We start from the raw sequence: 22,202 nt of genomic DNA, 5'->3' as shown, positions 1-22,202 counted from the left end.
CCGAGGAGGCGCTGTGCCTCAGCCCTTCGGCGCGGTCTTCAGGATCATATTCGTGATCCGCACGATCGAGAGCAGGCGCCCCGCCTCATCGGTCATCTTCACCTCATGGGAGACGATCGTGCGTCCCTGGTGGAGCACCTCGGCGCGACCGGTCACCACGCCCTCACGCGCGGCGCGCAGGTGAGTGGCGTTGAGATCGACTCCGACGACGTTCTTGCCGCCGGAGAGCAGATAGGAATGCATCGATGCCAGGGATTCGGCGAGAACGACGTGGCCGCCTCCGTGGAAGAGACCCATCGGCTGCCGATTGCCGACGACGGGAGCGGTGGCCACGACATGATCATGGGCGAGCTCGACGAACTCGATTCCCATCCTCTCGGCCAGCTCACCCCCTGACCCCGGTGTGCGCAGCTGCCCGAGCAGCGTGTCGATCTCCTCGGGTGTGGTGTGAGCGGTCAGGGACACGTCGGGACGCAGCATCGGTTCTCCTTCAAGTCAGCTTCGAACGCTAGGCTATGCCATGTGAGTCACTCAAACGAATCCCTCCTGCTCATCGACGGACACTCCCTGGCCTATCGGGCATTCCACGCCCTGCCGGTCGAGAACTTCTCCACCAGCACCGGCCAGACGACGAACGCCATCTACGGCTTCATCTCCATGCTCATCAACGTCCTCCGCGATGAAGAGCCCAGCCACGTGGCCGTGGCCTTCGACCTCGGACGCCAGACGTTCCGTCTCGAGGAGTACCCCGAGTACAAGGCCGGCCGAGCGAAGACTCCGCCCGAGTTCCACCCGCAGATCGACCTCATCAAGGACATCGTCACGGCGATGGGCATCCGGGTCGTGACGAAGGAGGGGTTCGAAGCCGATGACGCTCTGGCGACGATGGCGAAGATGGGCACGGACGCCGGCTCGTTCGTCCAGGTGATGAGCGGAGACAAGGATTCGTTCCAACTCGCCTCCGACCGGGTGACGATCCTCTACCCGAAACGCGGAGTCAGCGATCTCAACCGGATGACGCCGGCCGCGGTCGAGGAGAAATACGGGGTGAGCCCCGCGAACTACCGGGGTCTGGCTGCACTCGTCGGTGAGAAGGCCGACAATCTGCCCGGCGTGCCCGGAGTCGGCGACAAGACCGCCGCGAAATGGCTCACCGCCCACGGCGACCTGCCAGGCGTGCTGGACAACGCCGACAAGATCGGCGGCAAGGTCGGGGAGAAGCTGCGCGACCATATCACCGAGGTGGAGCGGAACTACCGACTCAACCGCCTCCTCGACGACGTCGACCTGGGACTGAAGTTCGACGACCTGGTCTGGGGCGAAGGGGACCCGGCCGAGCTGTCGAGCCTGTTCGACCAACTCGAGTTCCAGGCGCTCGGCAAGCGTCTGGCCGCGATCTTCCCCGAGGCCGGAGCCGAATCCGAGCCGGCACCGGCACGCGAGACGAATATCGAAACCGTCGACATCGACGCTCTGCTGACGAAGATCTCCGGCCACGATGTGCTGGCGCTCGATTCCGACGCCTCCTTCGAACTCGGCCACGGTCAGGCACGGACCCTGGCGGTCTCCGCCGAACCTGGCCAGGCCTGGGTCGTCGACCTCGCCGAGGCGGGGCAGAAAGCCGTCGGTGCGCTCGGTTCCGCCCTGGGTGGGCATTCGCTCATCCTCCACAGCTCGAAGCTGCAGATCAAAGCCTGGGAGTCGATGGGACTGTCCGTGACGGACATCGCCGGGGACACAGCCCTGGCTGCCTACCTCCTCGTTCCCGATGCCCGGTCCTACGAACTCGGCCAGATCGCCGCCGACCGTGCCGGAATCGATCTCAGCGAACCCGAGGCCGATTCTGGACAGCTCGCCCTCGACCTCGACTCCGATGCGGCCGTGACCACGCTCGGCCAACGCGCCGCCGCGCTGCTCGAGGTCCACGAGGTGCTCGCGAAGGCCGTCGAGGACGCGAACATGACGCAGGTGTACCGCGAGATAGAACTGCCGCTCGTGCCCGTGCTCGCGCGCATGGAAGCGACCGGGATCGCCGTCGACGAGACCGGACTGTCGAACCTCATCGACGAATTCACGAAACAGGCCGAAGCCAGTGCGCAGGAGGCCTATGACGCGATCGGCCACGAGGTGAACCTCGGTTCTCCCAAACAGCTGCAGACCGTGCTCTTCGACGAACTCGATATGCCCAAGACCAAGCGGACGAAGACCGGCTATACGACCGACGCAGACGCCCTGGCCGAACTGTTCGTCAAGACCGAACACCCCTTCCTCCAGCACCTGCTGGCCTATCGGGATTCGACGAAGCTCAAGCAGACCGTCGTCGGACTTCTCAAGACCGTTGCCGACGACGGCCGCATCCACACCACCTACCAGCAGACCGTGGCCGCCACCGGACGGCTCTCGTCCTTGGACCCGAACCTGCAGAACATCCCGGTGCGGACCGAATCGGGTCGGCGCATCCGTGGCATCTTCATCGCCGACCCCGAGGTGGCCGAGGGGACTCTGCTCACCGCCGACTACTCGCAGATCGAAATGCGGATCATGGCTCATCTGTCCGGCGATGCCGCGCTCATCCAGGCGTTCAAGGACGGCGAGGACCTCCACTCCTATGTCGGCTCGAAGGTCTTCGGCGTCGGCATCGACGAGGTGGACTCCGAGATGCGTTCGAAGGTCAAGGCCATGTCCTACGGGCTGGTCTACGGGCTCTCCGCCTACGGACTCTCCCGGCAGCTGGCGATCGGCGTCGACGAGGCCAAGGGGCTGATGGACCAGTACTTCGAGCGCTTCGGTGCCGTCAAGGACTACCTCGACGACATCGTCGAGCAGGCTAGGGCAAAGGGGTTCACGGAGACCATCATGGGGCGTCGCCGTTATCTGCCGGCGCTGCACAGCGACCGTCGGCAGCTGCGGGACATGGCTGAACGCGCCGCACTCAACGCTCCGATCCAGGGTTCGGCAGCCGACATCATGAAGATCGCCATGCTCAAGGTGGCCGCGCGGCTGAAGGATCTCCACTCGCCGATGCTGCTGCAGGTCCATGACGAGATCATCGTCGACGTTCGTCCGGACGAGATCGATGAGGTGAAGACGATCGTCACGGAGGAGATGGGATCGGCGTTCGAACTCGATGTTCCGCTGGACGTCAACGTCGGCACCGGCCGCTCCTGGCACGCCGCCGCCCACTGACCGGCTGAGCGCTATAGCGTTCCTCGTTCAAGGGCCAGCGCAGAAATCGATGCTGCCCGTGCTCGATCAAGGCCGCGCCCACTTATCGCGGCGTGTACCTATCAAAATTCGAGCTGGCGCTTGAACGAGGTTGCTGCGCGCGGCGCTGCTTGACCGAGCGTTCGCCTCAGTGCTCGGCTGGGCGGCACCTCAGTCCTTGTTCAGAGTGGTGGAGAAGATCACGGTGCCGGGCATGAGCGCCCCGCGCAGCGGCGACCAGCCGCCCCAAGCGGTCCGATTCTCCTCGGGCCATTCGGGTTCGGTCACCGAATCGATCGTGAAGCCGGCCTCGACGAGGAGGCTGACCCAGTCGCTCATCGTCCGGTGATGCTCGGCGTAGACCGGCTGACCGTCCGAGGACAGCTCGACGTACGGAGTGCGATCGAAATACGAATACTCGACGGTCAGCCCGGCCTCACCGGGGACGTCGGGGAACATCCACCGCATCGGGTGCGTCGTCGAGAAGACCCACTGCCCGCCGCTGCGCAGCACCCTGGCCACCTCGGCGAAGACGACTTCGGCGTCCTTGACGAAGGGCAGGGCCCCATAGGAGGAGAACGCGCCGTCGAAGCTGTTCGACGCGAACGGCAGCTGTCGGGCATCGGCGAGGAGGAACGTCGGGGGAGTCGCCTCGGTGCTCAGGGGATGTTCGCGCTGCAGACGCGAGGCCTGCTCGAGCATTCCGGCGGAGACGTCGACACCTGTGGTGATCGCGCCCTGCTCGGCCAGCCACCGAGAGCACTGACCGGCACCGCAGCCGACCTCGAGCACCTGCTTCCGGTCGACGTCGCCGAGGAGGCGGACATCGGATTCGTGAATTCCCTCCGGACACCAGATGAAATCCGAAGCGCCGAGGAACGTGCCGTGTTCGGCCAGATACTCCTCGGCAGAGTTGTCCCAATAGCTGCGATTGGCCCGGACTGAAGCCTCTTCGTCGATGGGGAGATAGCCACCGCTGATGACCTCGGCTCCGTCAGTTCCTTCGCTCATGGTTCCTCCGTGGCCCCAGGTGGTGATAATTCGACTCTGCGGCGTGCATTCACGCCTGAAAAGGTGCTAGCATTGACAACCGTATGCGCCTGTGCATACAAGTCCAAATTCGCAATCGAGACCGGATTCGGTTCTTGCGGCAACTTACACGACCTGCCGCCAGGGTACCGGATCTGGACCAATATTCCATCGGAGTCCCTACCTATATGACCACCACCACGCCGGAATCGGTGCAGCCGAAGCAGGTCGCTGTCAACGACATCGGAACCGCTGAGGATTTCCTCGCCGCCGTCGATGAGACCATCAAGTACTTCAACGATGGCGACATCGTTGAGGGCGAAGTCGTCAAGGTCGACCGTGACGAAGTCCTCGTCGACATCGGATACAAGACGGAAGGCGTCATCCTCGCGCGTGAGCTTTCCATCAAGCACGATGTCGATCCCGGCGAAGTCGTCGAGGTCGGGGACGACATCGAAGCCCTCGTCCTTCAGAAGGAAGACAAAGAGGGTCGTCTCATGCTGTCCAAGAAGCGTGCTCAGTACGAGCGCGCCTGGGGCGACATCGAGAAGATCAAGGAAGACGACGGCGTTGTCACCGGCACCGTCATCGAGGTTGTCAAGGGCGGCCTGATCGTCGACATCGGACTGCGCGGCTTCCTGCCCGCGTCCCTGGTCGAGATGCGCCGCGTCCGCGACCTCGCTCCCTACATCGGCCAGCAGGTCGAAGCCAAGATCATCGAGCTCGACAAGAACCGCAACAACGTGGTCCTGTCGCGCCGCGCCTGGCTCGAGCAGACCCAGTCGGCCGTCCGCCACGACTTCCTGCAGACCCTGCAGAAGGGCCAGGTCCGTCCTGGTGTCGTGTCCTCCATCGTCAACTTCGGTGCGTTCGTCGACCTCGGTGGTGTCGACGGACTCGTCCACGTCTCCGAACTGTCCTGGAAGCACATCGATCACCCGGGTGAGGTCGTCACCGTGGGTGACGAGGTCACCGTCGAGGTCCTCGACGTCGACATGGACCGTGAGCGCGTTTCGCTGTCGCTCAAGGCCACCCAGGAAGATCCTTGGCAGCACTTCGCTCGCACGCACGTCATCGGTCAGATCGTGCCGGGCAAGGTCACCAAGCTCGTTCCCTTCGGTGCGTTCGTGCGCGTCGAAGACGGCATCGAAGGCCTCGTCCACATCTCCGAGCTGGCCGTGCGCCACGTGGATCTGCCGGAGCAGGTCGTCTCGGTCGACGAGACCATCTACGTCAAGGTCATCGACATCGACCTCGAACGCCGCCGCATCTCGCTGTCGCTGAAGCAGGCGAACGAAGGCGTCGACCCCGAGGCCGAAGAGTTCCTCGACCCCGCTCTCTACGGCATGCCGCAGGAGTACGACGAGGACGGCAACTACAAGTACCCCGAGGGCTTCGACCCCGAGACCAACGAATGGGTCGAGGGCTACGAGGCTCAGCGCGAGACCTGGGAGCAGCAGTACGCCGCCGCTCAGGAACGCTGGGAAGAGCACAAGAAGCAGGTCGCCAAGGCCATCGCAGCGGACGCCGAGGCTTCCGCAGCCGATGCCGTCGGCTCTGCCGAAGCCGCTCCGGCCACCGGATCGTTCTCCTCCGAAGAGGCGAACGACGAGGGCACCCTGGCCAGCGACGAAGCTCTCGCGGCTCTGCGTGAGAAGCTTGCAGGCAGCTGATAACAGCTCCCACAAGGGCTCCCGGTCGGAAGGCCGGGAGCCCTTTGTGTATGCCCCCGCAATCAGGGCGCGCCTGCGCCCCTGGCTGTGGTACACCCTCATCCTCTGCGTCGGCAGCCTCACCGTCTTCGGCTCCGTCGCCGCCGATCCCGGCGGCAGCGTCGTCGCCTCCAACGATGACACCTCCCTGTTCATCTGGTGGCTCGGACACGGTGCACAGGTGCTCGCCGACGCCCTCGGATTCGGACCGGGGCAGACCGGGAGGCTGCTGTACACGGAATCGATGAACGCCCTCGGCGGGGGAGTCAACGGAGCCTGGAACACCTCGCTCGCAGGGTTTGCGATCCTGCTCGCTCCTGTGACGTGGGTGGCCGGCCCCATCGTGAGCTACAACCTCCTCATCCTTGCCTTCCCGGTGTTCGGCAGCCTGGCCGCAGCCGTGCTCTTCCGCCGCTTCCTCGCCCGCCTGCCCGCTTTCATGGCCGCTGCCGGAGTCGGCTTCTCCAGCTATGTCATCGCCCAGCTCGGCGGCCATCCGAACCTCGCCTATATCGTCACTCCGCCCCTGACCGCCTGGGCGATCCTCGCGCTCCTCGACCTCGGCCGAGCGATACAGGCGGATCCCGGCCGTTCACTGCTGCGCAGCCGTCGCCTGTGGCTGATCGGAGGAGGCTTCGGGCTCCTCCTCGGCTTCCAGTTCTACGTTTCCACCGAAGTTCTGGCCGGAACCTTCCTCGCCGCACTCTGCTTCCTGGCCAGCCTCGCCGTCTTCGGACTCCGCCTCTACCGCGCCCGGTCATGGGTCGCCCTCGGACTCGGTTCCGCAGTCGCCGGCTGCATCGCCATGCTGTGTGCGATACCGCTGCTGGTGACCATGTCCGGACCGAACGCCCCACAGGGCGCGATCCGCCCACACGGAGTATGGAACACCGACCTGCTCGACCCGATCCTGCCCGCTGCCCCGGCCTGGCTGAGTTCCGGAGTGCCTCCTCTGCCCCGAATCATGGAGATCGACCCCGCCGAACTCGGCGCCTACGTCGGCGCACCAGCACTGGCGGCGGCTGTGCTCATCGTTCTCGGCCTCGCCCAACGGTCCGCACACGAGGTGCCGGTGCGCATCGCCGCGGCAACCGGCATCCTCGTCGGCCTGCTGGCACTCGGCTCACCGATTCTCCTCGGCGGCCGAATCGCCCTCGAGACCGGTCCGTTCGCGCTCATCGAAGCCATCCCCGTACTCAACAACATCCTGCCCATGCGGCTCGTCCTCCACTCGACGATCGCGCTCTTCGCCGTGCTCGGAATCGGCCTCCAGTGGGCGCTGAACCACCGGAAGCTGCTTCGCGCCCGCGCCCTCCTCATCCTGCTCGTCCTCGCCGCCGCTGCCATCCTCCCCGCTCCGCAGACCGCCCATGAGGTGACAGTTCCGGACTTCTACGAGCACTCCATCGCCGAGGTGGTCCCCGCCGGATCCGTCGTCAAGACCTTCCCCCGCCCCCTGGCATGGGCTGAGCCCCACGCCGACGAAGCCATGGTGTGGCAGTCGGTCAGCGGATTTCGCTACCGCGAGACCGGCGGCTACTTCATCGGTTCGAGCCCTGAATCGCCGGTGACCTATTCCGCCCCCGAGGATGCCCTCGACGAACTCCTGCACGGCTCCGTCTTCGACGGTGAGCCCATGCCGCGCGCGGACAGCCCGGAAGTCGCGTCGGCGATCGCCGAACTGAGGGAGACCGGGGTCGACTTCATCGTCCTCGCCCCCGAAGCTCCGCTCCTGCCGGGAGGTGACGGAGACTATGCGGAATTCCTCGATGCCGCCGTCGGAGATCCGATCTTCGCCGAGGAGGGAGTGCGGGTGTACCGACTGGATCAGTAAGATGATCCCATGCTGAGAATCGGTCTCACCGGCGGAATCGGCGCCGGAAAGTCAACGGTGTCCGCAATGCTCGTCGAACACGGGGCAGTGCTCGTCGACGCCGACAGGATCGCCCGCGAAGTCGTCGAACCCGGACAGCCGCTGCTCGAGAAACTGGCCGAGGCCTTCGGGCCGCAAGTGCTGCACTCCGACGGTTCGCTCGACCGGCCGGCACTGGCCGCGGCAGCCTTCGTCGATTCCGACCACACAGCACGGCTCAACGGCCTGATGCATCCGGCGATCCGCGACCGCACCGCCGAACACTTCGCCAGACACGCCGACGCCGAGATCGTCGTCCACGACGTTCCGCTGCTCGTCGAGAACGACATGACACCGGCCTACCACCTCAATCTCCTCGTCGACGTGCCCGCCGAGGTGCGCCTGCAGCGGCTCATGGACTCCCGCGGAATGGGCCGCGACGACGCCGCCGCACGGATCTCCCGCCAAGCCGATGACGACACCCGCCGAGCAGCCTGCGATGTCACCATCGACAACTCCGGTCCCGTCGAAGAGACGAGGGCCGCGGTCGCCCGGCTCATCGAATCCCGGATCCGCCCCTTCGCCGCCAATCTCTCGTCCGGGCAGTGGGCACCGAAGGCAGCCCTCGAACTCGTCGATCCCGCGGATGCCGACTGGATCGGTGACGCGCAGAGAGCGATCAGAAAGCTGCGACACGGCACGGGCGAGAAGTTCGCCGTCGAACATATCGGCTCCACCTCTGTGCCGGGACTGCCCGCCAAGGACGTCATCGATCTGCAGCTCCTCGTCCTCGATCTCACCGCCGCCAGGGAGCTGGCACCCCGACTGGCCGAACTCGGTTATCCGGGAGCCGAGATGAGCGACCACCTCGGCGAAGAGTCGACCGAGGGGAAATGGTTCCACGCGAACACGGACCCCGGCCGCGCCGTCAATCTGCATGTGCGCACCGCGGACTCGGTCGGTGTGCGCTTCGCCCGCGCATTCCGTGACCTGCTCATCGCGGACACGGGGGAGCGGGACCGTTACCTCGAGTTGAAGAGAGACCGTGTGGCCGAAGCCAAGGCTGCGGGCGGCACGAACGGGCAGATGATAAGAACATATGCGGAATCGAAGGAACCGTATTTCCTGCAGATGCGCCGCCGACTGGTGCCCGACAGCTTCGACTGACACGCTGACACATGTCGGCAGGCACTTCGCCGAGGCTGTCGTTCCGACTCCGATCTGCCCAATGTCAGGGGCGGGGGCTAAGGTTGGATTATGAGCTCAGAACGCCCCCTGCCAGCGATCGGCCACCGCCCCGACGTCACCCGTGAAGTGGCGCCCTTCGAGGTCGTCTCCGAGTACTCTCCCTCCGGCGACCAACCGACGGCGATCCGAGAGATCTCCGACCGGCTCGATGCAGGAGAGCGGGACATCGTCCTCCTCGGTGCCACCGGCACAGGCAAGTCTGCGACGACGGCATGGCTCATCGAGCAGGTGCAGAGACCGACCCTGATCATGGCGCCGAACAAAACTCTCGCCGCGCAGCTGGCGAACGAGTTCCGACAGCTTCTGCCCAACAACGCGGTCGAGTACTTCGTCTCCTACTACGACTACTACCAGCCGGAAGCCTATGTGCCGCAGACGGACACGTTCATCGAGAAGGACTCCTCGATCAACGACGAAGTCGAACGTCTCCGGCACTCGGCCACGAACTCGCTGCTCACCAGACGCGACGTCGTCGTGGTCTCGACGGTGTCATGCATCTACGGTCTCGGCACTCCTGAGGAGTACGTCGACCGGATGGTCACCCTTCACAAGGGCGACGAATGCGATCGGGACGAACTGCTCAAACGCTTCGTGTCGATGCAGTACGCCCGCAATGATATGGCTTTCACCCGCGGGACCTTCCGCGTGCGAGGAGACACCGTCGAGATCATCCCGCAGTACGAGGAGCTCGCGCTGCGGATCGAATTCTTCGGCGACGAGATCGAATCGCTGCAGACCCTCCACCCGCTGACGGGCGAGATCGTCCGCGACGAGGACACCATCCACGTGTTCCCGGCCAGCCACTACGTCGCCGGTGAGAACCGGATGGCCACCGCGATCAGCGGCATCGAGGACGAGCTGCAGAAGCGGCTGAGCGAGTTCGAATCGCAGAACAAGCTGCTGGAAGCCCAACGGCTGAAGATGCGCACGACCTACGACCTCGAGATGATGGAGTCGATGGGCTTCACCTCCGGCATCGAGAACTACTCCCGGCACATCGACGGCCGCGATCCCGGTTCGGCACCGAACTGCCTGCTCGACTACTTCCCCGAGGACTTCCTGCTCGTCATCGACGAATCCCATGTCACGGTCCCGCAGATCGGCGGAATGTACGAAGGCGATATGTCTCGCAAGCGCACCCTCGTCGAGCACGGTTTCCGTCTGCCCAGTGCCATGGACAACCGGCCGCTGAAGTTCGACGAGTTCCGGGAGCGCGTGGGACAGAGCGTGTACCTGTCGGCCACACCCGGCAACTTCGAACTCGGCAACGCCAACGGATACGTCCAACAGATCATCCGCCCCACCGGACTCGTCGACCCCGAGATCAAGGTCAAGCCGACGAAGGGGCAGATCGACGACCTGCTCGACGAGATCAAGACCCGTGTCGACGCGAATGAGCGTGTGCTCGTGACGACTCTGACGAAGAAGATGGCCGAAGATCTCACCGACTATCTGCTCGAACACGATATCCGCGTCCAGTACCTCCACTCCGACGTCGACACTCTGCGACGTGTGGAGCTGCTCACAGAGCTGCGCGCGGGTGAATTCGATGTGCTGGTCGGCATCAACCTCCTGCGTGAGGGCCTCGACCTTCCCGAGGTCTCGCTCGTGGCGATCCTCGATGCCGACAAGGAAGGCTTCCTCCGGTCGTCGACATCGCTCATCCAGACGATCGGTCGTGCCGCACGTAACCTCAACGGCCAGGTGCACATGTACGCCGATACGATCACGGATTCGATGCGCACCGCCATCGACGAGACCGACCGCAGGCGCGCCATCCAGATCGCCTACAACGAAGAGCACGGAATCGATCCGGCGCCGCTGGTCAAGCGGATCGCAGACATCACCGAACGACTGCAGCGTGAGGACGAGGACACTCGAGAGCTGCTCACCGAATTCGACTACGGCAAGGGCAAGCGCGGCTACAACTCGACCCTGACCGACGAACAGAGGGAAGCCGCCGGCAAGCCCGGTTCGCTGCGCCCGCCGGCGGCTGACCTCACAGAACTCATCGAATCGCTGACCTCGCAGATGCATTCGGCCGCCGCGGAGCTGCAGTTCGAGCTCGCCGCACGACTCCGCGATGAGCTCTCCGACCTCAAGCAGGAGCTGCGCCAGATGAAGGAGGCCGGGCACGCCTGATCCGCACCGGTGACGCGGGAGTGATGCTCGCGTGTTTATACTGGTGTGCTGGCGAAAGGGAGTATCCCGTCCATCCGCGGTCGTCACCACGACCCTACAAAGGGTCCGGACGCGGAGCGCACGCAGATTCACCGCGTGGGAGAGACTTTCGACCTGGATACATCCTGTTCACCACGAAAGGCATCCATGGATATCCTGTCCTCCACGCTCGCGGCCGGCGGCAACGCAGCTGCTGCGAGCGAATCTCCGATCCCCGTCTGGTTCATGATCACCTCGGGAATCATCGTCGTTGCGATCCTCGTCTTCGACCTCCTGCTGGTCGTCAAGCGACCACATACTCCGTCGATGCGGGAAGCGAGCATCTGGGTCGCCTTCTACGTCGCCCTGGCGCTGGTCTTCGCCGGCGCGCTCTTCGCCATCGGCGATGCCCAGCACGGCAGCGAGTTCCTCACCGGTTGGCTGCTCGAGTACTCCTTGAGCATCGACAACCTGTTCGTCTTCATCATCATCATGGGCAGCTTCTCGGTACCGCGGAAGTACCAGCAGGAAGTGCTCATGGTCGGCATCATCATCGCCATCGTCTTCCGCGGCATCTTCATCCTCGCGGGTGCGGCGATCATCAGCGCCTTCGTCGAAGTCTTCTTCATCTTCGGCATCTTCCTCCTCATCGTCGCCTACCGGCAGGCCTTCAGCTCCGAAGACGAAGGGGACGGCGAGAACGGCCTCATCCGGTTCCTGCGCAAGCGCATCAACGTCGTCGACGAATACCACGGCAACAAGCTGAGGGTGACCCTCGACGACAACAAGAAGTACTGGACCCCGATGTTCATCGTGTTCATCGCCATCGGCTCGACCGACGTGATGTTCGCTCTCGACTCGATTCCCGCGATCTTCGGCGTCACTCAGAACGCGTTCCTCGTGTTCACCGCGAACGTGTTCGCCCTCATGGGTCTGCGTCAGCTGTACTTCCTGCTCGGAGGACTCGTCGACAAGCTCGTCTACCTCCACTACGGAATCGCCGCGATCCTCGGCTTCATCGGCGTCAAGCTCATCATCCACGCTCTGCATTCGAGTGGTTGGGAGTTCCTCTCGTGGGGTCATTCGATCCCCGAGGTGCCGACGTGGCTGTCCCTGACCGTCATCGTCCTCGCCATGGTGGTGGCCACCATCGCCTCACTCGTGAAGATGAAGAAGGACGGCATCTCCTTCAAGGACGTCAGCTCGAACGAATCCGAAGAGGCCTGAGCCGATCGGACCCGGTCGCGCCGGCACCTCCTCGGTGTCGGCTCAGAGCGAGCGGGGTCCGTCTCGATCTCTCGAGACGGACCCCGCTCGCGTCTTCCCTGTCGGGGCAGACCCGGACCGGCAGAGCGGCCCTCAGCCCTGGGCGAAGGGGCCGAACACGGGAGTCCATTCGCGGATGTCCGTCGACTCGGTGACACCGAGGGAAGCATAGGGATCGGCGGCGAGGTGGCCTTCGACCTCCGCACGGTCGGCGGCGTTGAGGATCAGCAGCCCTCCCGGCTGCGGATCGTTGTCCAAGGGGCCGGAGGCGAGGATCGTCCCGGCCTCATTCAGCTCCGCCTGCCAGCGGCGATGCGCGGGGCGGTGTTCCATCCGCGTATCCGTATCGGGACCATAGTGGTAGGTGACGGCGAAGACCGGCATATGTGACTCCTCGGTGTCGAGCAATAGGATGGAATCAGTCTAATCGGAAAGGTCTGTGCATCAGCGTGGCCAGATTGCAGGAGATCCCAGCGGAATTCGCTGACGACGACACGATCTATGAGTCCTTCGGCGAATACTGCCGAGAGATCGGTGTCGAGCCTTACCCGGCTCAGGACGAGGCGTTCCTCACGATCCTCGCCGGAGACAATACGATCATGGCGACCCCGACCGGCTCGGGGAAGTCACTCGTCGCTCTGTTCGCTCTCTACCAGTCCTTCACCCGCGGGATCCGGTCGTACTACACGGCCCCGCTCAAGGCCCTGGTGAGCGAGAAGTTCTTCTCCCTCATCGACGCCTTCGGTGCCGAGAACGTCGGGATGATCACCGGCGACTCCACCGTCAACCCGGAGGCACCCGTCATCTGCGCCACGGCGGAGATCCTGGCCAATCAGGCGCTGCGCGAAGGCGGAATGCTCGACGCCGGAATGGTCGTCATGGACGAATTCCACTACGTCGCAGACCCCTCCCGCGGTTGGGCCTGGCAGGTGCCCCTCCTCGAGATGCCGCAGACCCAGTTCGTCCTCATGTCCGCCACCTTGGGCGACACCACCGACATCCGACGGACGATGACGGAGACGACCGGACGCGACTCCTCCGTGGTCACCTCGGCGACCAGGCCGGTCCCGCTCGACTACGAATATTCGACGGAGACGCTCTCGGACACTCTCCGAGGCCTCGTCCGCAACGACAAAGCCCCGGTCTACGTCGTCTCCTACTCTCAGAACGGTGCCATCGACCTCGCCACCAACCTGCTCTCGGTGGATCTCGCCTCCAAGGAACAGAAGGCCGCGATCGCCGCAGCCATCAAGGGCTTCACCTTCGGCAAGGGATTCGGGACCAGCCTGCGCAAACTGCTGCTGCACGGCGTCGGCGTCCACCACGCCGGAATGCTGCCGAAGTACCGCCGTCTCATCGAACAGCTCGCGCTGAAGGGACTGCTGCTCGTCATCTCCGGCACCGACACCCTCGGCGTGGGCATCAATGTGCCCATCCGCTCCGTGCTGCTGACCGGACTGACGAAGTTCGACGGGCGGAAGATGCGCAGACTCAGCGTCCGCGAATTCCAACAGCTCGCCGGACGTGCCGGCCGCGCCGGATTCGACACCCGCGGCTACGTCATCGCCCAAGCCCCCGAACACGTCATCGACAACCTCAAGGCAGAAGCCAAAGCGGCCAACGATGACAAGAAGAAAAAGAAGAAGGTCAAGAAGAAGGCCGCTCCGGTCGGCTTCGTGGGCTGGTCCGAAGAGACCTTCGCAAAACTCATCGAAGGCGAATCCGAGACCCTGCGGCCGCGGATGAAGATCGACCACTCGACGATCCTCAACCTCGTCGCCCGTCCCGGCTCCGATGTGTCGACCATCAGCGACTTCATCGACAAGACGCATGAGACAAGGGAACGCCGGCTCGACCTCAAACTCACCGCGATCAGCATCGGACGCTCCCTCATCGACGCCGGACTCATCGAGGTCCGCGGCAGCGAACTCATCGCCACCCAGGACCTCGGCCCCCAGTTCGCGCTCAACCAGCCCCTGGCTCCCTTCGTGCTCGCCGCACTGGAGCTTCTCGACGAGGACGACGACACCTACGCCCTCGACGTCGTATCCATCGTCGAGGCGACCACCTCGGTGCCGTTCCAGATCCTGAAGGGCCAGCTCGACCGGATCAAGGGAGAGACCCTGGCCGAGCTCAAGGCAGAAGGCGTCGAATACGCCGAACGCATGGCGATCCTCGACGAGATCGAAAGCCCCGCACCTCTGGCCGAGATGCTCGACCCGGCCTTCGACCACTTCGTCGAGACCCATCCCTGGCTCCACCGAGGCGGCTTCGAACCCAAATCCGTCGTCCGCGACATGATCGAGCAGGCCATGGGCTTCACCCAGTTCGTCGGCTACTACAGCCTCGCCCGGGCCGAGGGCAGCCTGCTGCGCTACCTCACCGACGTCTACCGTGCGCTGCTCCACAACGTCCCCGCGGAGAATCGGACCGAGGAGCTCGAGACCATCATCGAATGGTGTGGTGAGACCATTGCCCGGACGGATTCGTCGCTGCTCGACGAATGGCGCACCCTGCAGGGACTCGACCCCACCGAAGCCTCCGACGAGCTGCCGGCGCTCGACCGCCGCTTCTCCGAGAATACGAAGGTGTTCACCGCAGAGGTCCGCAATGCCCTGTTCCACCGAGTGCTGCTGGCCGAACGTGCGAACTACATCGAGCTAGGCCGTCTCGACGCCGAATCCGGTTTCGACTCCCGTGCCTGGGAAGACGCGATCGAGGACTTCTACGACGAATACGGGGAGCTCATCGTCGACCAGAAGGCCCGCGGTGGGGAATATATCGATATCACTCCCGGTTCAGACACATGGAGCGTCCGACAGATCCTCGCCGATCCCGATGACAACCGGGACTGGGCCATCGACGCCGAGGTGGATGTGGCCGCCAGCGACGAATCCGGAGATATCGTGCTCCGCATCCTCTCCGTCGGAGAGATCGGCGGATGAGCCGGAAACCGCTGCGAATGCAGCAATGTCAGTGCCGAGTAATACAGTGGTCAGGTGATGAAAACCAATAACGGTGAGCAAGTGACAGGCGTCTCCCATCTCGACACCCTGTGGGTCAAGGGAGCGCGAGCACACAATCTCAAGAACGTCGAGATCGCGCTGCCGCGCGACTCGATGGTCGTGTTCACCGGCTTGTCCGGTTCCGGCAAATCCTCGCTGGCCTTCGACACGATCTTCGCCGAGGGACAGCGACGTTACGTCGAATCCCTGTCCTCTTATGCCCGGATGTTCCTCGGGCAGATGGACAAACCCGACGTCGACTTCATCGAAGGGTTGTCTCCGGCGGTGTCGATCGACCAGAAGTCGACATCGCGCAATCCGCGTTCGACCGTCGGCACGATCACCGAGGTCTATGACTTCCTCCGCCTGCTGTGGGCGCGGATCGGCATCCCGCACTGCCCCGTCTGCGGTGAGGTCATCACGAAGCAGACCCCGCAGCAGATCGTCGACCAGCTGCTCGAACTCGAGGAGCGGACGAAGTTCCTCGTCCTCGCTCCCGTCGTCCGGTCCCGCAAGGGCGAATTCGTCGACCTCTTCACCGACCTGCAGTCCAAGGGCTTCTCCAGGGCCATCGTCGACGGCGAGCAGATCAGCCTGAGCGAACCGCCGACCTTGGAGAAGCAGTACAAGCACACGATCTCCGTGGTCGTCGACCGCCTCGTCGCCAAATCGGGAATGCGCCCGCGGCTGACCGACTCCGTCGAGACCGCCCTGGGACTCGCCGACGGACGCATCGACATCGAACTCGTCGACGCAGGCACGACCCGCACATTCTCCGAGCACATGTCGTGCCCCAACGAGCACCCGCTGACGATCGACGAGATCGAACCCCGCTCATTCTCCTTCAACTCGCCCTTCGGCGCCTGCCCCACCTGCGACGGCATCGGCACCCGTCTGCAGGTCGACGAAGATCTCGTCGTCCCCGACGAGGATCTCAGCCTCGGCTCCGGGGCCATCGCCCCCTGGTCGGGAGGCAAACAGGTCTCGAAGTACTTCAACCGTCTGCTCAAGGGGCTCGGCGACGAACTCGGCTTCGATATGAAGACGCCGTGGAAGAAGCTGCCGAAATCCGCGAAGACCGCGATTCTCACGGGCAAGGACTACAAGGTCCACGTCAAGTACAAGAACCGCTTCGGGCGTGAACGCACGTACTCGACGGGCTTCGAAGGCGTCTACCAATACATTCAGCGCAAGCACGAGGAAACAGAATCCGAGTGGTCGCGGGAACGCTACGAGTCCTATATGCGCGAGATCCCGTGTGCCAGCTGTGACGGTACGCGCCTCAAACCGGAGATCCTCGCCGTCAAGGTCGGAGACAGGTCCATCGCCGAGGTCTCCGAACTCGCCCTCGATGAAGCGGCTTCCTTCCTCGGCTCCCTCGAGCTGAGCTCCCGCGATGCCGCCGTGGCGGCGCAGGTGATGAAGGAGATCAACGCCCGACTCGGGTTCCTCCTCGACGTCGGCCTCGACTACCTCAGCCTCAACCGGGCAGCCGGTACGCTCTCCGGCGGCGAGGCCCAGCGCATCCGCCTGGCCACGCAGATCGGCTCCGGCCTCGTCGGCGTCCTCTACGTCCTCGACGAGCCCTCGATCGGACTGCACCAGCGAGACAACCGCCGACTCATCGAAACACTCAACAAGCTCAAGGATCTCGGCAACACCCTCATCGTCGTCGAACACGATGAGGACACCATCGAATCCGCCGACTGGATCGTCGATATCGGACCCGGCGCCGGCGAGCACGGGGGAGAGGTCGTCTATTCCGGTCCCGTCACCGGCCTCAGGGATGCCGAAGGATCGATCACCGGCGACTACCTCTCCGGCCGGCGGGCGATCCAGATCCCGCCGACCCGCCGCCCCGTCGACAAGGACCGGATGGTCACCGTCGAGAAGGCCGTGGAGAACAACCTGCGCGACGTCACGGTGTCCTTCCCCCTCGGTGTGCTCACCGCCGTCACCGGCGTGTCCGGTTCGGGCAAATCGACTCTCGTCAACGAGATCCTCTACACACAGATGGCCAACGTCCTCAACGGCGCCTCGCGGGTGCCGGGACGGCACAAGCGCGTGACCGGCCTGGACAATCTCGACAAGGTCGTTCACGTCGACCAGTCGCCGATCGGTCGCACGCCGCGGTCGAATCCCGCGACCTACACCGGGGTCTTCGACCATGTGCGCCGACTGTTCGCCGAAACCGAATCGGCGAAGGTCCGCGGTTATCTGCCCGGTCGGTTCTCCTTCAACGTCAAGGGCGGACGCTGCGAGAACTGCAGCGGCGACGGCACGATCAAGATCGAGATGAACTTTCTGCCCGATGTCTACGTCCCCTGTGAGGTCTGCCAGGGCGCCCGGTACAACCGGGAGACCCTGGAAGTCACGTTCAAGGGCAAGAACATCGCCGAGGTCCTCGACATGCCCATCGAGGAGGCCAACGACTTCTTCGCCGCGATTCCCGCGATCTCGCGACACCTCAAGACCCTCGTGGAGGTGGGGCTCGGCTATGTCCGACTCGGCCAACCGGCCACGACGCTCTCCGGCGGTGAGGCTCAGCGTGTCAAGCTCGCAGCCGAACTGCAGAAGCGCTCCCGCGGTCGCACCGTCTACGTGCTCGACGAACCGACGACCGGTCTGCACTTCGAGGACATCTCGAAGCTGCTCATGGTCCTCCAGGGACTCGTCGACAAAGGCAATACGGTTATCGTCATCGAACACAACCTCGATGTCATCGGCAATGCCGATCACATCATCGACCTCGGACCCGAGGGCGGCCGCGGCGGTGGGCAGATCATCGCCCAGGGCACTCCCGAAGAGGTCGCCGAGGTGGCCGAATCGCACACCGGACGGTTCCTCAAGCCGATGCTCAAGTCCTGATCCGAATGCCTGATCCATCCACCTACCGTCCGGCCACCGGGTCGATCCCCACATCGGCCGGGGTCTACAAATTCCGTGACCCCGACCGGCGGGTGATCTATGTCGGAAAGGCGAAGAACCTCCGCAACCGACTCAATTCGTACTTCGCCAACCCTGCCCAGCTGCACCCCCGCACCTCGACGATGGTCCACACCGCGAGCTCGGTGGAATGGACCGTCGTCGACACCGAGGTCGAAGCTCTGCAGCTCGAATGGACGTGGATCAATGAGTTCAACCCGCGGTTCAACGTCATGTTCCGCGACGACAAGTCCTACCCCTACCTCGCGATTACGATGAATGACGAGGTGCCTCGGGCCTTCATCACCCGGGGAAAACGACGCAAGGGCGTGAAGTACTTCGGTCCCTTCGCTCAGGTGTGGGCGATCAAGGACACCCTCGACCTGCTGCTCAAGGCCTTCCCGATGCGCACCTGCACAGCAGGGGTCTACCGGCGGGCCGAACGCAGCGGCAGGCCCTGCCTGCTCGGCTATATCGACAAATGCGCTGCTCCCTGCGTCGGTCAGATCAGCAAGGACGATCACAAGGACTTGGCCCGCAGCATCTCCGACTTCATGTCCGGAAACACCGGCCGGTTCATCAGCCACCGGCAGAAGGAGATGGCCAAAGCCGCGGCCGAACTCGACTACGAACGCGCGGCCGGTCTGCGCGACGAGATCTCCGCCCTGCAGAAAGTCCTCGACAAATCCGCCGTCGTCCTATCGGTGAGCGCCGACTGCGATATCTTCGCCCTTGTCACCGAGGAGCTCGAAGCCTCCGTCCAGGTCTTCCACGTGCGCCAGGGTCGTATCCGCGGCCAACGCGGCTGGATCATCGAACGCTCCGATGATCACACTCCCGCGGAACTGACCACCGACTACCTGCGACAGGCATACTCCGGACTCGATGCCGATGCCATTCCGAAGGAGATCCTCGTCGACATACTTCCGGCGGATCTGGAATCCCTGGAGGCCTGGCTGAGCGAGCAGCGCGGTTCGCGGGTGACCGTGCGGGTACCCGAGCGCGGGGAGAAGAAGGCGGCCCTGGACACCGTGGGGAAGAACGCGAAGGAAGCGCTCATCCAGCACAAGCTCAAACGGTCGTCCGACCTGACGACCCGCAGCCAGGCTCTCAAGGAGATCCAGGAGCACCTCGACCTGCCGGAAGCACCGCTGCGCATCGAATGCATCGACATCTCCCATACCCAGGGATCGAACGTCGTCGCCTCCCTCGTCGTGTTCGAAGACGGAATGGCGAAGAAGCGCGACTACCGACACTTCGCCATCCACGGTGATGCCGCGGCCGACGACACGGCTTCGATGTACGACGTCGTCTCCCGTCGCTTCAGCCGCTACCTCGAGCAGATGACCTCCGAGGAACCGGATGAACGCTTCGGCTACCGACCCAGCCTCCTCGTCGTCGACGGTGCCGGCCCGCAGGTTGCGGCAGCGACGCGCGCACTGACGGATCTCGGCATCGTCGACATCTCCGTCGTCGGTCTGGCCAAACGGCTCGAAGAGATCTGGATTCCGGACGATCCGTTCCCGGTCATCCTCCCACGCAACTCCGAAGGGCTCTTCCTCATGCAGCGCCTGCGTGATGAGGCCCACCGCTTCGCCATCACCTACCACCGGTCGAAACGTGCGAAGGCGATGACGAGTTCCGTGCTCGACGACATTCCGGGTCTCGGAGAGTCGAAGCGCACCGCTCTGCTGCGCCATTTCGGATCCGTGAAGAAGGTCCGTGCTGCCACCGCCGAGGAGATCTGCGAGGTCAAGGGAATCGGTCCCTCCCTCGCCGCGAAGATCGTCACGGCTCTGGCCGACTGAGCTCTGCGATTCTGGCCTAGAGTAGTGCCGAGAGGTACAGTGCCCACCGACCGATCGGGCACGAGCAGAGGAGGACGAGTGAGCGTGCAGGCCGAATCGAACGGATCCGACCACCCCATCGAGGTTGTGCTCGTCACCGGAATGTCCGGAGCGGGTCGTACCACCGTGGCCAATGTGCTCGAAGACATGGACTGGTATGTCGTCGACAACCTGCCGCCGCAGATGATGCGTCCGCTCGTCGAACTCGTCGCCCGTGCCGACGGCGCCCTGCCGAAGATCGCCATCGTCATCGACGCCAAAGGGCGCACCAAATACACCGAACTGCAGGAGACGATCAGCGATTTCGTCGATCAGGGTCTGTCCCTGCGCATCGTCTTCCTCGACGCCTCCGACGAAGTCCTCGTCCGACGCTTCGAATCGACCAGGCGGCCCCACCCACTGCAGGGGGAGGGGACCCTGCTCGACGGCATCGAGGCCGAACGTGCCGAGCTCGAGTCCCTCAAACACCGCGCCGATATCATCGTCGACACCTCCGACCTCAACGTGCACCAGCTCTCCGCGGAGGTGCGCAAACGCTTCAGCGACGACGACACCCCGCCGTTGCGTCTGACGGTGATGAGCTTCGGATTCAAATACGGCCTGCCCAAGGACGCCGACCACGTCGCCGACGTCCGCTTCCTGCCGAATCCGTACTGGATTCCCCATCTGCGCGGACACAACGGACTCGACTCCGATGTCGCAGCCTACGTCCTCGAGCAGAACGGCGCCGAGGAATTCATCGAACGCTATGCCGCGACTCTGTCTACCGTCGCCGAGGGATATCTGCACGAAGGCCGCGGCTACGCGATGATCGGAATCGGCTGCACGGGCGGCAAACACCGCTCGGTGGCGATCAGCGAAAGGGTCGGACGACTGCTGTCGGCCCAGACCGGGATCCCAGTGGCTGTGCGTCACCGCGATCTGGGAAGAGAATGACATGGAGACCGAAGATCTGCCCGTCATCTCCACGGGCGCACAGAAGGACGGTCCCAATATCGTCTCGTTCGGCGGAGGCCACGGACTCTACGCGGCGCTGAGGGCATTCCGTCTGCTCACCGAAGACCTCACCGCGGTCGTCACAGTCGCCGACGACGGCGGCTCATCCGGACGACTGCGCGACGAACTCGGCGGACTGCCTCCCGGCGATCTGCGGATGGCTCTGGCCGCACTCTGCGACGACGGCACGTGGGGCCAGACCTGGCGTGATGTCATCCAGCACCGCTTCGAATCGACAGGTGAGCTGCACGGTCACGCGGTGGGCAACCTGCTCATCGCAGCCCTGTGGCAGATCCACGGCGACCATGTGGCCGGCCTGGACTGGATGGCTCGGCTGCTGCGCGCTCACGGTCGCGTGCTCCCGATGTCCTCGGTGCCGCTGACGATCGAAGCCGATGTGAAGTTCCCCGGCTCCTTCCAGGTCGTGCGCGGACAGTCCGTGCTCGCCTCCACGATCGGCCACGTCGAGACCGTGCGCCTCGACCCGGCGGCTCCACCGGCCCGCTATGAGACGATCGAAGCCGTGGAGGAGGCCGAGGTTCTCAACCTCGGCCCCGGCTCCTGGTACACCTCGGTGATGCCGCACCTGCTCGTGCCGTCGCTCGCCGAGGCGATCGTGGCCTCGACAGCGGTGAAATCCCTCACGCTCAATCTCAGCTCCACCGACGGTGAGACGAAAGACCTGAGCCTCGGCGAACACCTCGTCTCCCTCCACCGTCATGCCCGCTCACTGACCTTGGATTATGTCCTCGTCGACGAGGCGGCCACCGAACTCGAACCCGACCTGTCGCAGCGTGCCGAGGACATGTTCGGAGCGAAACTCTGGGAACGTCCCCTGCGCTCTCGGAGGCAGGGACAGCATGACAGCCTCAAGCTGGCGGCATGCTACCGTGACATGTTGTTGGACGCCGGGATCGGCGTCGCCGAGCAGTGGTAGAACTTCAGGTGCAGGAGGACG

Annotated in this window: 14 protein-coding genes; 11 read left to right on the top strand and 3 right to left on the bottom strand. The window is 64.2% G+C overall.

Annotation, left to right across the window (positions count from 1 at the left end):
• Nucleotides 1-18: 18 nt before the first annotated feature.
• Nucleotides 19-480 carry a PaaI family thioesterase gene (locus LJ362_RS08930; RefSeq protein WP_264798702.1) on the bottom strand — a complete coding sequence of 154 codons (462 nt, stop codon included), beginning with the start codon at nucleotides 478-480 and terminating at the stop codon, nucleotides 19-21.
• A gap of 42 nt (nucleotides 481-522) precedes the next feature.
• Here LJ362_RS08930 and polA point away from each other — a divergent pair, with 42 nt between their 5' ends.
• Nucleotides 523-3,186 carry a DNA polymerase I gene (gene polA / locus LJ362_RS08925; RefSeq protein WP_264798701.1) on the top strand — a complete coding sequence of 888 codons (2,664 nt, stop codon included), beginning with the start codon at nucleotides 523-525 and terminating at the stop codon, nucleotides 3,184-3,186.
• Between the two features lie 189 nt (nucleotides 3,187-3,375).
• Here the strand turns inward: polA and LJ362_RS08920 are convergent, their stop codons facing one another.
• Nucleotides 3,376-4,215 (bottom strand): class I SAM-dependent methyltransferase, encoded by an 840-nt coding sequence (locus tag LJ362_RS08920; protein ID WP_264798700.1) that lies wholly within the window; start codon nucleotides 4,213-4,215, stop codon nucleotides 3,376-3,378.
• A 206-nt stretch (nucleotides 4,216-4,421) separates the two neighbouring features.
• Here LJ362_RS08920 and rpsA point away from each other — a divergent pair, with 206 nt between their 5' ends.
• From rpsA to LJ362_RS08895, 5 genes are all read left to right on the top strand, one after another.
• Nucleotides 4,422-5,906 carry a 30S ribosomal protein S1 gene (rpsA, locus tag LJ362_RS08915; protein WP_167196481.1) on the top strand — a complete coding sequence of 495 codons (1,485 nt, stop codon included), beginning with the start codon at nucleotides 4,422-4,424 and terminating at the stop codon, nucleotides 5,904-5,906.
• Between the two features lie 46 nt (nucleotides 5,907-5,952).
• Nucleotides 5,953-7,779 (top strand): hypothetical protein, encoded by a 1,827-nt coding sequence (locus tag LJ362_RS08910; RefSeq protein WP_264798699.1) that lies wholly within the window; start codon nucleotides 5,953-5,955, stop codon nucleotides 7,777-7,779.
• A gap of 9 nt (nucleotides 7,780-7,788) precedes the next feature.
• On the top strand, nucleotides 7,789-8,964 hold the full coding sequence (coaE, locus tag LJ362_RS08905; RefSeq protein WP_264798697.1) for a dephospho-CoA kinase: 1,176 nt from the start codon (nucleotides 7,789-7,791) through the stop codon (nucleotides 8,962-8,964).
• A gap of 90 nt (nucleotides 8,965-9,054) precedes the next feature.
• Nucleotides 9,055-11,187 (top strand): excinuclease ABC subunit UvrB, encoded by a 2,133-nt coding sequence (uvrB, locus tag LJ362_RS08900; protein WP_139467298.1) that lies wholly within the window; start codon nucleotides 9,055-9,057, stop codon nucleotides 11,185-11,187.
• A 186-nt stretch (nucleotides 11,188-11,373) separates the two neighbouring features.
• Complete coding sequence (locus LJ362_RS08895; RefSeq protein WP_264798696.1) at nucleotides 11,374-12,432, top strand: TerC family protein; 1,059 nt, start codon at nucleotides 11,374-11,376, stop codon at nucleotides 12,430-12,432.
• A 132-nt stretch (nucleotides 12,433-12,564) separates the two neighbouring features.
• Here the strand turns inward: LJ362_RS08895 and LJ362_RS08890 are convergent, their stop codons facing one another.
• Nucleotides 12,565-12,855 (bottom strand): YciI family protein, encoded by a 291-nt coding sequence (locus tag LJ362_RS08890; protein WP_264798694.1) that lies wholly within the window; start codon nucleotides 12,853-12,855, stop codon nucleotides 12,565-12,567.
• Nucleotides 12,856-12,920: 65 nt separating this feature from the next.
• Between LJ362_RS08890 and LJ362_RS08885 the strand changes: the two genes are divergently transcribed.
• The 5 genes from LJ362_RS08885 to LJ362_RS08865 all read left to right on the top strand — a co-directional run bounded on the left by LJ362_RS08885 (nucleotide 12,921) and on the right by LJ362_RS08865 (nucleotide 22,181).
• Nucleotides 12,921-15,416: a DEAD/DEAH box helicase gene (locus LJ362_RS08885; protein WP_264798693.1), complete on the top strand. Its 2,496-nt coding sequence runs from the start codon at nucleotides 12,921-12,923 to the stop codon at nucleotides 15,414-15,416.
• 57 nt (nucleotides 15,417-15,473) lie between these two features.
• Nucleotides 15,474-18,344, top strand: a complete 2,871-nt coding sequence (gene uvrA / locus LJ362_RS08880; protein ID WP_264801809.1) for an excinuclease ABC subunit UvrA — start codon at nucleotides 15,474-15,476, stop codon at nucleotides 18,342-18,344.
• A gap of 5 nt (nucleotides 18,345-18,349) precedes the next feature.
• A complete protein-coding gene (gene uvrC / locus LJ362_RS08875) occupies nucleotides 18,350-20,209 on the top strand; it encodes an excinuclease ABC subunit UvrC (RefSeq protein WP_264798692.1) in 1,860 nt (619 codons plus the stop codon).
• A gap of 84 nt (nucleotides 20,210-20,293) precedes the next feature.
• Nucleotides 20,294-21,184 (top strand): RNase adapter RapZ, encoded by an 891-nt coding sequence (gene rapZ, locus LJ362_RS08870; RefSeq protein WP_373284074.1) that lies wholly within the window; start codon nucleotides 20,294-20,296, stop codon nucleotides 21,182-21,184.
• Nucleotide 21,185: 1 nt separating this feature from the next.
• On the top strand, nucleotides 21,186-22,181 hold the full coding sequence (locus tag LJ362_RS08865; protein ID WP_264798691.1) for a gluconeogenesis factor YvcK family protein: 996 nt from the start codon (nucleotides 21,186-21,188) through the stop codon (nucleotides 22,179-22,181).
• The last annotated feature ends 21 nt before the right edge of the window (nucleotides 22,182-22,202 follow it).

It is taken from the genome of Brevibacterium sp. JSBI002 (assembly GCF_026013965.1).
Lineage (GTDB): Bacteria > Actinomycetota > Actinomycetes > Actinomycetales > Brevibacteriaceae > Brevibacterium.
The sequence above is the reverse complement of the archived record's forward strand: the minus strand, read 5'-3'. Positions and strand labels throughout refer to the sequence as shown.